The organism is Amycolatopsis silviterrae (assembly GCF_042684085.1).
Taxonomy (GTDB): Bacteria; Actinomycetota; Actinomycetes; order Mycobacteriales; family Pseudonocardiaceae; genus Amycolatopsis; species Amycolatopsis silviterrae.
In genome coordinates this window covers 390571-402410 of the sequence record NZ_JBHUKS010000011.1, presented here as the reverse complement: position 1 = coordinate 402410, position 11840 = coordinate 390571, and the positions used below count along the sequence as shown (strand labels likewise).

Annotated in this window: 10 protein-coding genes; 6 read left to right on the top strand and 4 right to left on the bottom strand. The window is 70.1% G+C overall.

Annotated elements, in window-relative coordinates; genetic code table 11:
• Positions 1-21: 21 nt before the first annotated feature.
• Positions 22-621: a nicotinate-nucleotide adenylyltransferase gene (gene nadD / locus ACFSVL_RS17405; protein WP_078870493.1), complete on the bottom strand. Its 600-nt coding sequence runs from the start codon at positions 619-621 to the stop codon at positions 22-24.
• Between the two features lie 166 nt (positions 622-787).
• On the opposite strand from nadD, the gene ACFSVL_RS17400 reads away from it, so the two are divergent.
• The 5 genes from ACFSVL_RS17400 (at position 788) to ACFSVL_RS17380 (ending at position 7212) form a co-directional block, all read left to right on the top strand.
• Positions 788-2905 carry a RecQ family ATP-dependent DNA helicase gene (locus ACFSVL_RS17400; protein WP_378305335.1) on the top strand — a complete coding sequence of 706 codons (2118 nt, stop codon included), beginning with the start codon at positions 788-790 and terminating at the stop codon, positions 2903-2905.
• A gap of 401 nt (positions 2906-3306) precedes the next feature.
• Positions 3307-4596: an MFS transporter gene (locus ACFSVL_RS17395; RefSeq protein ID WP_378305333.1), complete on the top strand. Its 1290-nt coding sequence runs from the start codon at positions 3307-3309 to the stop codon at positions 4594-4596.
• 57 nt (positions 4597-4653) lie between these two features.
• Positions 4654-6372 carry an arginine--tRNA ligase gene (argS, locus tag ACFSVL_RS17390; RefSeq protein ID WP_378305331.1) on the top strand — a complete coding sequence of 573 codons (1719 nt, stop codon included), beginning with the start codon at positions 4654-4656 and terminating at the stop codon, positions 6370-6372.
• A 197-nt stretch (positions 6373-6569) separates the two neighbouring features.
• Positions 6570-6707, top strand: a complete 138-nt coding sequence (locus ACFSVL_RS17385; protein WP_378305329.1) for a hypothetical protein — start codon at positions 6570-6572, stop codon at positions 6705-6707.
• A gap of 28 nt (positions 6708-6735) precedes the next feature.
• On the top strand, positions 6736-7212 hold the full coding sequence (locus ACFSVL_RS17380; RefSeq protein ID WP_378305327.1) for a hypothetical protein: 477 nt from the start codon (positions 6736-6738) through the stop codon (positions 7210-7212).
• Between the two features lie 2 nt (positions 7213-7214).
• Here the strand turns inward: ACFSVL_RS17380 and ACFSVL_RS17375 are convergent, their stop codons facing one another.
• Positions 7215-8459 carry an FAD-dependent oxidoreductase gene (locus tag ACFSVL_RS17375; protein WP_378305325.1) on the bottom strand — a complete coding sequence of 415 codons (1245 nt, stop codon included), beginning with the start codon at positions 8457-8459 and terminating at the stop codon, positions 7215-7217.
• A gap of 95 nt (positions 8460-8554) precedes the next feature.
• On the opposite strand from ACFSVL_RS17375, the gene ACFSVL_RS17370 reads away from it, so the two are divergent.
• A complete protein-coding gene (locus ACFSVL_RS17370; RefSeq protein ID WP_378305323.1) occupies positions 8555-9178 on the top strand; it encodes a TetR/AcrR family transcriptional regulator in 624 nt (207 codons plus the stop codon).
• Here the strand turns inward: ACFSVL_RS17370 and proB are convergent.
• Both proB and obgE read right to left on the bottom strand, forming a co-directional pair.
• Complete coding sequence (proB, locus tag ACFSVL_RS17365) at positions 9175-10281, bottom strand: glutamate 5-kinase (RefSeq protein WP_378305321.1); 1107 nt, start codon at positions 10279-10281, stop codon at positions 9175-9177. The two genes, ACFSVL_RS17370 and proB, sit on opposite strands and share 4 nt — an antisense overlap.
• Entirely contained in the window at positions 10278-11798 is a 1521-nt protein-coding gene (gene obgE / locus ACFSVL_RS17360; protein ID WP_378305319.1) for a GTPase ObgE, read from the bottom strand. Before obgE ends, proB begins: the two co-directional genes overlap by 4 nt.
• Positions 11799-11840 lie beyond the last annotated feature (42 nt).

Below are 11840 nucleotides of genomic sequence, written 5' to 3'. Positions count from 1 at the left end.
TGCCCGGACGAGGGTACCCGGTCAGGCCTCGGCGTCCTTGCGGTAGAGGTCCTTCTTGGCGATGTAGCGCACAACGCCGTCCGGCACGAGGTACCAGACCGGCTCGCCGCGCTCGACCCGTTCGCGGCATCCGGTGGACGAGATCGACATGGCGGTGACCTCGACCAGGCTCACCTTGCCGCTGGGCAGATGGTGCGAATTGAGCCGGTACCCCGGGCGGGTGACGCCGATGAAGTGCGCGAAGTCGAACAGCTCGTCGGCCTTGTGCCAGGTCAGGATCTGCTCGAGGGCGTCGGCCCCGGTGATGAAGAACAGCTCGTCGTCCGGGTATTCCTCGTGCAGGTCGCGCAGCGTGTCGACGGTGTAGGTCTGGCCGCCGCGGTCGATGTCGACCCGGCTCACCGAGAAGACCGGGTTGGACGCGGTGGCGATGACCGTCATCAGGTAGCGGTCCTCGGCGCGCGTGACGCGGCGGCCGGACTTCTGCCACGGCTGCCCGGTCGGCACGAAGATGACCTCGTCGAGCGCGAATCGTGACTGGACCTCGCTGGCCGCGACGAGGTGGCCGTGGTGCACGGGGTCGAAGGTGCCGCCCATGACCCCGATCCGGCGTGGTGACATAGCCGGTGAGCCTATACGCGCGGGCACGCGAGGGCTTCCCGTCGCGACTGCGAGCTAGGTCATGGTTGTGACATGAGTCACATAACTCTCCGTTTATCGCCGGAAACTGTCCGTTCGGGACCGGTCGGCTCCCGGATTGTCGGGGGCATGGGGTAGACCGGGGGACGTGGACACCACCGATACCACCCCAGCTCTCCGGACCCGCGCCGAGACCCTGCTGCGCGCCCTCGCCGGAGACAACGCCGCCCTCCGAGAGGACCAGTGGACCGCCATCGAGGCACTGGTCGCGCACCACCGGCGCGCGCTCGTCGTGCAGCGCACCGGCTGGGGGAAGTCTGCTGTCTACTTCCTGGCCACCGCGCTGCTGCGGGAGCAGGGAGCGGGGCCGACGGTCATCGTGTCGCCGCTGCTCGCCCTGATGCGCAACCAGATCTCCGCCGCCGCCAGGGCGGGGATCCACGCGGCCACCATCAACTCGGCCAACGCGCAGGAGTGGGACCAGGTACAGGCGTCGGTGGCCGCGGGCGAAGTGGACGTGCTGCTGGTCAGCCCGGAACGGCTCAACAACCCGGACTTCCGCGACAGCGTCCTGCCGAAGCTCACCGCGAGCGCCGGTCTGCTGGTGGTGGACGAGGCGCACTGCATTTCCGACTGGGGCCACGACTTCCGGCCGGACTACCGGCGGCTGCGCACGCTGCTGGGCGACCTGCCGGAAGGCGTGCCGGTGCTGGCCACCACCGCGACCGCGAACGACCGGGTGGCCACGGACGTCGCCGAGCAGCTCGGCATCGGCGGCGAGACGGACACGCTCGTCCTGCGCGGTCCGCTCGACAGGGAAAGCCTGCGGCTTGCGGTGGCCGAACTGCCCAGCGACGAGGCGCGGCTGGCCTGGCTCGCCGAGCACCTGGCGGAGCTGCCGGGGTCGGGCATCATCTACACGCTCACCGTCGCCGCCGCGCACGACGTCGCCGCGCTGCTGTCCGACCGCGGTTATCCGGTGGCCGCCTACACCGGGAAGACCGATCCGGCCGACCGCCAGGCCGCGGAGGACGACCTGCTGGAGAACCGGGTGAAGGCGCTGGTGGCGACGTCGGCGCTCGGGATGGGGTTCGACAAGCCGGACCTCGGGTTCGTGGTGCACCTGGGCGCGCCGTCGTCGCCGATCGCCTACTACCAGCAGGTCGGCCGCGCCGGACGCGGCGTCGAGCGGGCCGAGGTGGTGCTGCTGCCCGGGCGTGAGGACAAGGCGATCTGGGCGTACTTCGGGTCGCTGGCGTTCCCGGACGAACTGCGCGTCACGCAGGTGCTCAACGCGCTCGCCTACGCCGACCGTCCACTTTCGACAGCCGCGCTGGAGCCGTCGGTCGAGCTTTCCCGGTCGCGGCTGGAGATGGTGCTGAAAGTGCTCGATGTGGACGGTGCGGTGCGCCGGGTGCGCGGCGGCTGGGAAAGCACCGGGCAGCCGTGGGAGTACGACCGGGAACGGTACGAACGCGTCGGAGTCGCGCGGACGGCTGAGCAGCAGGCGATGCTCGGGTATATCCGCACTGACGGCTGCCGGATGGAGTATCTGCGGCGGCAGCTCGACGATCCGGAGGCAACGCCGTGCGGCCGGTGCGACAACTGCACCGGGGAGCACTGGAACACGGCGGTGTCCGAGGAAATCGCGGGTGCCACGCGGGAACGGCTGGACCGGCCCGGCGTCACGGTGGCGCCGCGCAAACAGTGGCCGAGCGGGATGAAAGGGCTCGACGTGCCGCTGTCGGGCCGGATCAAGACCGAGGAGCAAGCCGAGCCGGGACAGGTACTGGGCCGGCTCACGGATGTGGGCTGGGGCGGCCGGTTGCGCGAACTGCTCGGTCCGGGCGCGACGGACGCCGAGGTGCCCGACTCGGTTTTCGACGCGTGCGTGAAGGTGCTGGCCGGATGGCAGTGGGCGCAACGTCCGGTGGCGGTGGTGGCGATCCCGTCGGCGACGCGGCCGCAGCTGGTGGACAGCCTCGCGTTGCGGCTGTCGGCGATCGGACGGCTGGATTATCTGGGAGAGCTGGCGTCCGCCGGGCCGCCGCCGCGGCAGGCGAACAGCGCGCAGCGGCTGGCCGACCTGTGGCGGAGGTTGAGCCTGCCGGAGGACGTGGCCGCGAGCGTCGCGCAGACACGCGGGCCGGTGCTGCTGGTGGACGACCTGATCGACACCGGCTGGACGATGACGCTGGCGGCGCGGCTGCTGCGCCAGGCCGGGGCGGAGGGGGTGTTGCCGTTCGCGTTGGCGAGCACTGCTTGAGGTTCGCCGGGAGCGGGTGTCGTGAGTGGCAATCCCGGTTAGAACCGGCATTGCCACTCACGAGACCCGAGCGGCGAGTGTTCAGCATCGTTCCGGCGTGGCGAAGGCAATCCCGCATCCGGACCGCGTCGCCGCCCACCCCGCCGACCGCGTCACGAACCGCCTCGCGAACCCGATCAGCGGCCGTGTCACGGACCGCCGCGTCACGGACCGCCTCACCCACCACGTCACGAACCGCGTCACAAACCACGTCGCGAACCGCGTCACGAACCGCAACGGCGGCCACATCACGGACCGCAGTGGGACAAGCACCAACCGCCATCCTGGGCCGGGATCTACCGATCTCCGGGCATTTCTGGCAAAGTCCCGTTCCGCCCGTGCGGACGTGTGGAGGTTGCCCGATGGCCGGTTCTACGACCGAAGGCGTCGCCCGGCATCGGTTGCCGGTGCGGAAGTTGTTCGCCGCCAGTGCGGGCAATGCGCTCGAGTGGTTCGACTGGACGATCTACGCGACCTTCAGCATCTACTTCGCCGGCGCGTTCTTCCCTCCTGGCAACGAAACGCTCGCGCTGATCAACACGTTCGCCACCTACGCGCTCGCGTTCTTCTTCCGGCCGCTCGGCGGCGTGCTGCTCGGGCGGTTCGCCGACGTGCACGGGCGCAAGCCCGCCATGCTCCTCACGATCTCGCTGATGGCGGGCGGGTCGGTCGCGATCGGGGTGCTTCCCACGTTCGCGCAGGTCGGGTGGCTTGCGCCGATTCTTCTCCTGCTCGCGCGGATCGCGCAGGGGCTTTCGCTCGGCGGCGAGGTGTCCAACGCTTCCGCCTACCTCGGCGAGGTCGCGCCCAAGGAGCGGCGGGGTCGATACTCCTCCTTCTTCTACATTTCCACCGGGTCCGCGGTTCTCATCGCGACGGTGCTCGGGTTCGTGCTCGCCCGCACGATGGACAAGGCGCATCTCACCTCGTTCGGCTGGCGGATTCCGTTCCTGCTCGGCGGGGTGCTCGGGCTGGTCGGGCTGTGGCTGCGGCGCAGTCTCGAAGAAACCGAGCTGTACCACGAGAAAAAGGAAGCCGCGCGACGGGTTCAGCGGCCGCTCCTCACCACCGTCACCCAGCATCCGCGGGCGGTCGGGCAGCTCATCGGGCTCTCGATGCTCAACACGCTCTGCTACTACACCTTCTTCAGCGCCCTCCCGTCCTTCTCGGTCAAGGGGCGCGGCGCAAACGACGTCGACACGTTCCTCGCGCTTTCCATCGCGACCGCCCTTTTCGTCCTCCTCCAGTACCCGATGGGCGCGCTCTCCGACCGGTACGGGCGGCGGCCCCAGTTGCTCGTCTGGGCCGCGGCTACCGCGGTGGTGATCGTCCCGCTCTCCTACCTCGTGCGGCCCGGGCTCGGCAATCTGCTCATCGTGTTCTGCGTCGGGCTCGCGCTCTACACCGCGATGACCTCGCTGGCACCGGCCATCATGAGCGAACTCTTCCCCACCGAACTCCGCGGGCTCGGCATCGGTGCCTGGTACAACCTGACCGTCGCCGTGTTCGGCGGGACCGCGCCGCTCGTGCTCAGCGCGCTGTCCGCGGCGGGCGCGGCCACTGCCTTCTTCTGGTACGTCGCCGGCGGGGCGGCGATCGCGTTCGTCGTGATCCTCCGGATGCCCGAAACGAAGGGCGGCGAACTGCGGTAAACCCGCTCGCGCGCGGTCGGTAGGCTTCAGCGATCGACTACGCGAAGGAGGGACACCGTGCGCAAGCCCGAGGTTAGTGAGGAACTGGCCCGACGCGTGGTGGCCGCTCTCCGCCGCGCGTTCGACGTCGACCTCGACCCGTCCGCGGCGCTCATCGCGGTGTCCACTCGCGACGGTGTCGACTACCAGTGCAACCTCGCGATGAGCCTCGGCAAGCGGCTCGGCAAACCGCCGCGCGAAGTCGCGGCCGGGATTGTCGAGAACCTGGAGCTGGACGGCGTCGCTGACAAGCCCGAGATCGCCGGGCCCGGATTCCTGAACTTCGTGCTGCGTCGCGAATGGCTTGAGCAGCGGGTCGCCGAGCAGGCGAAGGACGATCGGCTGGGAGTGGCCGAGGTCGAGCAGCCGCGCCGGATCGCGCTCGACTACAGCAGTCCCAACGTCGCCAAGGAAATGCACGTCGGGCACGTGCGCTCCACGGTGATCGGCGACGCGATCAGCCGGCTGATGCGCTTCGTCGGGCACGAAGTGCTGCCGCACAACCACCTCGGCGACTGGGGCACGCCGTTCGGCATGCTCATCGAGCACCACCTGGACGAACCGTCCGGGGATCGCAGCGACCTCAACGCGTTCTACCAGGCCGCGCGCCGGAAGTTCGACGCCGACGAGGCGTTCGCGACCCGCTCCCGCGAGCGCGTGGTGAAGCTGCAGGGCGGCGATCCGGAGACGCTCGCCTTCTGGCAGGAACTCGTCGACGAGTCGACAAGGCACTTCAACGCGGCCTACCGCCAGCTCGGCATCACGCTCACCGACGACGACATCTACGGCGAAAGCTTCTACAACCCGTACCTGGGCGAAGTCGTCGACGAACTCGAAGCCGACGGGCTCACCGAGATCAGCGACGGCGCGGTCTGCGTGTTCCCAGAAGGCTTTACCAACCGCGAAGGCGACCGGCTCCCGCTGATCGTCCGCAAGCGCGACGGCGGCTACGGCTATGCGGCCACCGACCTCGCAACCATCCGCTACTGGACCGCCGAACGCGGCGCGACCGACATGTTGTACGTCGTCGGCGCCCCGCAGGCGCAGCACTTCGCGATGATCTTCGCGGTGGCGCGCGCGGCCGGCTGGCTCGAAGGCGTGCACGCCGAGCACATCGGGTTCGGCTCGATCCTCGGCGCGGACGGCAAGGTGATGCGCACCCGCGCCGGCGAGACGATCAAGCTCTCCAGCCTGCTCGACGAAGCCGTGGCGCAGGCTGCGGAAATCGTTGCCGAGCGCAGCGAACTCAGCGAGGAAGAGCAGCGGGAGGTCGCGCGCGCAGTCGGGATCGGCGCGGTGAAGTACGCCGATCTGTCCAGCGACCGCGAGCGCGACTACGTGTTCGACTGGGACCGCATGCTCGCCAAGGACGGCAACACGTCCGTCTACCTGCAGTACGCGCACGCGCGGATCGAGTCGATCCTCGCCAAGGCCGGAGAACCCGCCGAAGACGCTCCGGTCCAGCTGCAAGAACCAGCGGAACGCGCGCTCGCGCTTACGCTGCTTCGGTTCAGCGAAGCGATCAGCGCGGCGACGTCCGCGTACGCGCCACACAAGCTCTGTACGTACCTGTACGACACCGCGGTCACCTTCTCGCGCTTCTACGAACAGTGCCCGGTGCTGACTGCTGAAACACCGGAGCTGCGCGCGTCGCGGGTACAGCTGGCCACGCTCACGTCGCGCACGCTCGTGCAGGGCCTGGGGCTGCTCGGCATCGAGGCACCGCGCCGCCTCTAGTTCGCCGTCCGATGTGGACGAGCGCTATCAACGTAGCGGCGACCTCGCGACGGCGAGGTCGCCGCTCGCCAAGCCTTCTTCGATGAACGCGCGGAAGAGCGCGTCGTGGCGGAGACGGAGTTCCTTGATGCGTTCGCGTTGCGCGCTAGTGGATCCTCACACAGCCGGATCCGGAAAGCTGCGCGGTTTATCGCCGAGTGGCCAAGCAGTACTGGCCCGAGCGGGTGGAGCTGTTTCCGGAACTCCCCCGCACCGCCAGCGGCAAAATCCAGAAGTTCCAGCTCCGGGCGCTGATGGAACGGCACAACGGGACCGGTCCCCAGCCGGTTCCGTAGCTTCGGGCGCGAGAGAGGGGAGAATCTCGTGTCCCGCAACGATCCCGACTACACCCGCGCCCTCGCCCTGGTCGAGGAAGCGCTGTCCCGGCTGCGCGGCCCGATCCGCCGCGAACGACGGCGGCTGCGCTGGGAGCGGTGGCGCAGGCACCCGTACTACCGGTTCGAACCGGACGGCAAGAAACCCCAGCTCGTGCACCTGGCCGGGCTCCGCGTCACTCCACTGTGGACGACCGTCGGCACCGGGGTCTCCGACGTCGACGTGCGGTACCCGGTGACCGCGCGCCGCCGGTTCACGATCGGGTGGCGCTGGCTCGTCCGGCACGACTACGACGAGTTCCGCGTGCCGATCTCGCTGGTCGCCGACGCCAGCGGCCAGGCGGTGCTGATCGCGCCGGGCGGCCGGACCTTCACCGCGGACGAGACCGGCTGGCAGGCCCTGGCCGGCCTGCTGTACACGGAGTACGCCATGCCGCCCGGCGGTCGCTGGTACGGCGCGGGCTGACTTCAGCCCCGCAGCTTCCGGCGCAGCGAGAGGCCCACCCCCAGCGCGGTCACCGACGCGCGCATCGCCCCGCGGCTGAACCGGCTTTCCGTGACGAACTGCCCCGCGCTGCGCAGCGAACCACGCACTTGCGGGTACGCGTACTTCCGCATCTGCCGCTCGTAGTCGGCGACAGCGGCCGTCACGTCGCCGCCTTGGGAAAGGTTGCGGCACAACACTTGCGCGTCCCGCAGGGCGATGTTCGCGCCGATGCCGCGGAACGGCGTCATGCTGTGCGCGGCGTCGCCGAGCAGGGTGACCGGGCCGGTCTCCCACGCGCGGACGGGCACCGACGTGCGGATCGGCAGCATGCTCACCGTGCCGTCCGGCGAGTCCTGTACGAGGCGGCTGAACGACGGATGCCAGCCGCGGATCCGGTCCAGGATCAGCGAACGCAGCTGGGGAGCGGTCAGCTCGGCGAGGTCGGCCGGGAAGTGCGCCGCCTTCGCGCCATAGGACCACATCACGTAGCTGCCGGTGTTGTCGAACAGCACCGGGTCGACGGCAGCGGTCTCGTCATTCGCCGACGCCGCCGGAAACTCGTGCGGCGCGGTGAACATGCCGCAGCCGGGCGGGGGCAGCACGAGCGTCGGAGCCGTCGCCAGCTGACGCGGAATCAGCGCGCGGGACTCGGCGGTCAGCGGGAATTTGCCGATGACGGTGCGGATTCCGGTGTCGACCCGCTTGGCGTGCGGCAGCAGCTGCGCGCGGACCCTTGAGCCCGCGCCGTCCGCGCCGACCACCAAGTCCGCCTCCGCGGTGGTGCCGTCGGCGAAGTGCAGCACCACGCCTTTCGAGTCCGTCTCGTAGCGCACGAATTCCTTGTCGTACCAGAGGATTCCGTCCAGGCCGGACGACAGCACCTGGTGCATCGAGATCCGGCTGACCGAATGGTGCGCGGCGGCCGGGTCGGCGCTGGACGGAGCGTTGAGGATCGCCAGCTCGCGCATGCGCTCGGTGACGAAGCCGAACGCGCCCTCGCTGACCCCCGTGGCGGCGAGGAATCTCTCCCACGCCGCCGGCGGGAGGCATTCGCGCAACGCGGCGGACCCCATCGGCGCGATGTGCACGCGGTAGCCCTGCAGACGTTCGGTCCGGGTGCGGCTGCGCTCGTACACCGCTACCTCGACGCCAGCTCGTGACAGGCCGTGCGCCAGGCACAACCCGCCGGTGCCGCCGCCTACCACCGCCACCTTGATCTTCTTCACGGTCGCTCCCCTCTCGGTTGCCTGCTGCCATAATTATCCACACGGATGATTGTGTCAACCGTCAGGATGATTAACCGGTCGGTTAGGCTGCGGTGGTGTCCGAGACCACGCCGCGCCGCGCGCCGCGCCCCGCCGAGCGGCAGCGCGATCCCGAACGCACGAAGGCCCGCATTTTCGAGGCGGCGAAGGCCGAGTTCGGCAGCAAGGGGTACGCGGCCGCGCGGGTCAGCGACATCGCGCAGCGCGCGGGGGTCAACAAACAGCTGATCTCGTACTACTTCGGCGGCAAGGAAGGCCTGTACTCCGAGGTCGCCAGCGAACCGTTCGCCGGATTCGCCGCGATGACGACGGCGGACCGGCCGCTCGCGGACGTGGTCTCGGATTTCGCGCGGGGCGGGCTCGCCGACCAGGACCAGGCCCGGCTGTTCCTGCGGGAGAACATGGCCGAGGGCGCGCCGGGCGAGGCGGGGGCGGAGTCGCAGCGCGAGTTCCTGCGGGGGCAGCTCGAGTACATGCGGGCACGGCAGGAGGCGGGCGATTTTCCGTCCGATGTGGACCCGAAAGCGCTGCTGCTGATGCTGATGGCGGCGGCTAGCGCGCCGATGTCGCTTCCCCGGATCGCGCGGGCGCTTACCGGGGAGGATCCGTCGTCAGCGGAGTTCGTGGAGTATTACGCGGAGCAGCTGGCTCGGCTGACCCGGCATCTGGCGGGTTCTTAGCGGCGCAGCGGAACGAGATCGTCGGCATGCACGACCTCCCGGCGGTGCTCCACCGGAACCTCGTGACTGGACCGCCCGATCAACGCGGGCAGCTCCCCCGCGTCGAAGCCGACCACGCCGCGCGCTACCGGGACGTCCGAGGAATCCACGAGGTCGACGACGTCGCCGGCCTCGAAATCCCCTTCCAGGCCGGTGATTCCCGCCGCCAGCAGCGACCGGCGGCGCAGGATCGCCCGCACCGCGCCGTCGTCCAGGCGGAGGCGGCCGGAGGTGTCGGCGGCGTAGCCCAGCCAGAACCGGCGGGCGGACAGGCGGGTGTCGGCGGGCGCGAAGGCGGTGCCGACGTTCGCCGCGCGCAACGCGTCTCCGGCGTCGGCCGCAGCGGCCAGCAGGACCGGGATGCCAGCTCCGGCCGCGGTGCGGGCGGCGGAGAGTTTCGAGACCATGCCGCCGGTGCCGAGGCCTGAGGACGACATCCCGACCGCGATGCCCTCCACATCGGACTCGCCGCGCACCTCGGTGATCTTGCGGGTCGCGCCGTCGCGCGGGTCGCCGTCGTACAGGCCGTCCACATCGGACAGCAGGACCAGTGCGTCCGCGCCGACGAGGTGGGCCACCAAAGCGGCGAGCCGGTCGTTGTCGCCGAAGCGGATCTCTTGTGTGGCAACGGTGTCGTTCTCGTTCACGACCGGCACCGCGCCGAGCGCGAGCAGCCGGGAGAACGTGCGTTGCGCGTTGCGGTAGTGCGCGCGGCGGACGACGTCGTCCGACGTGAGCAGCACCTGGCCGACCGTCAGCGAGTAGCGGCCGAACGATTCCGCGTACGCGTGCGCCAGCGCGAGCTGCCCGACGCTCGCCGCAGCCTGCTGAGTGGCCAGGTCACGCGGACGTTTGCCGAGCTTCAGCGGGGCGAGCCCGGCGCCGATCGCACCCGAGGACACGAGCACGATCTGCGCGTCGCGGGAGACGCGGTCCGCGATGGCGTCGACCAGCGCGTCGAGGCGAGCCACGTCGAGCCCGCTGCCCGCGGTGGTCAGCGCCGAGGAACCGACCTTGACGACCAGCCGGCGGGCTTCCGCGATCTCCTGCCGCGTGCCGCTCACCGGTCGCGCTCCGCCTGCTCCTCGTCGTCCCACACGTCGTCGAGTTCGGCGTCGACGGACGGGATTTCCTCGTCGACCAGCTCTTCTTCCTCGTCGGGGCCGTCGCGGCGGATCCGGCGGGCTTCCTTGCGCTCGGACGCGCCGACGCGGTCGGTGCGCTCCAGCCGGACGTCCGTGCCGCGGCCGGACAGGTGCACCGCCACGCCCGGCGTGGAGGGCTGCCATTCGAACTGGATGTCGCCGATGGTGACCGGGCTGCCCGGCCGCGCGCCGTTCTTCGCGAGCGCTTCCTCGACGCCGAGCCGGTTGAGCCGGTCCGCGAGGTAGCCGACGGCCTCGTCGTTGGCGAAGTTCGTCTGCCGGATCCACCGCTCCGGGCGCGACCCGCGGACGATGAACCCGCCCTCTTCCTCCGGATCGCGTGCGACGGTGAACCCGCTGTCGTCGATCGCGAGCGGGTGCAGCACGATCTTCTCCGGCTCCAGCACCGGCTGCGCCTCGCGATAGGCCTCGACGACCTCCGCCAGCGCGAAGCTCAGCTCCCGCAAGCCCTTGCGCGACGCGGTGGACACCTCGAACACGCGCAGCCCGCGTGCCTCCAGGTCGGGGCGCACGAACTCGGCCAGCTCGGCCGCTTCCGGGACGTCGATCTTGTTCAGCACCACCACGCGCGGGCGTTCCTCAAGCTTGCCGCCCAGGCTCGGCGTGTACCGCGCCAGCTCCTCTTCGAGAGCGTCCACATCGGACAGCGGATCGCGGCCGGGCTCCAGCGTCGCGCAGTCGACCACGTGCACCAGCACGGCGCAGCGTTCGATGTGGCGCAGGAAGTCCAGGCCGAGGCCACGGCCCTCGGACGCGCCCGGGATCAGGCCCGGCACGTCGGCCATCGTGAACACCGACGAGCCGGCGGTGATGACGCCGAGGTTCGGCACCAGCGTGGTGAACGGGTAGTCGGCGATCTTCGGCTTCGCCGCGGACAGCACGGAAATCAGCGACGACTTGCCCGCGGACGGGAAGCCGAGCAGGCCGACGTCGGCGACCGAACGCAGCTCCAGCACCAGGTTGCGGCTCTCGCCCGGCTCGCCGAGCAGCGCGAACCCCGGCGCCTTGCGGGCCTTCGACGCGAGCGCGGCGTTGCCGAGCCCGCCGCGGCCGCCCTGCGCGGCGATGAACCGGGTGCCCGGGTTGGTGAGGTCGGCGACGAGTTCGCCGTCCTCGGTGAACACCACGGTGCCCGGCGGGACCTTCATTTCCAGGCCCTCGCCAGCGGCGCCGTTGCGGTTGCTGCCCATGCCCATTTTGCCGTTGCCGGCGCGGGCGTGCGGGCGGAAATGGAAGTCGAGGAGGGTGTGCACGTTGGCGTCGACGATCAGCGTGACGTCACCGCCGTTGCCGCCGTTGCCGCCGTCCGGGCCGCCGAGCGGCTTGAACTTTTCGCGGTGCACCGAGGCACAGCCGTTTCCCCCGTCCCCGGCGGTCAGATGGATGACCGCGCGGTCCACGAACCGGGACGCCATGGGTCTGCCTCACTTCACGTGCGAAAAAAGTATCCGGACAAA

What these genes read in the sequence shown, in the direction of transcription:
- nadD (WP_078870493.1), bottom strand. Translation starts at nt 621, where the DNA reads ATGTCACCACGCCGGATCGGGGTCATGGGCGGCACCTTCGACCCCGTG.
- ACFSVL_RS17395 (WP_378305333.1), top strand. Translation starts at nt 3,307, where the DNA reads ATGGCCGGTTCTACGACCGAAGGCGTCGCCCGGCATCGGTTGCCGGTG.
- obgE (WP_378305319.1), bottom strand. Translation starts at nt 11,798, where the DNA reads ATGGCGTCCCGGTTCGTGGACCGCGCGGTCATCCATCTGACCGCCGGG.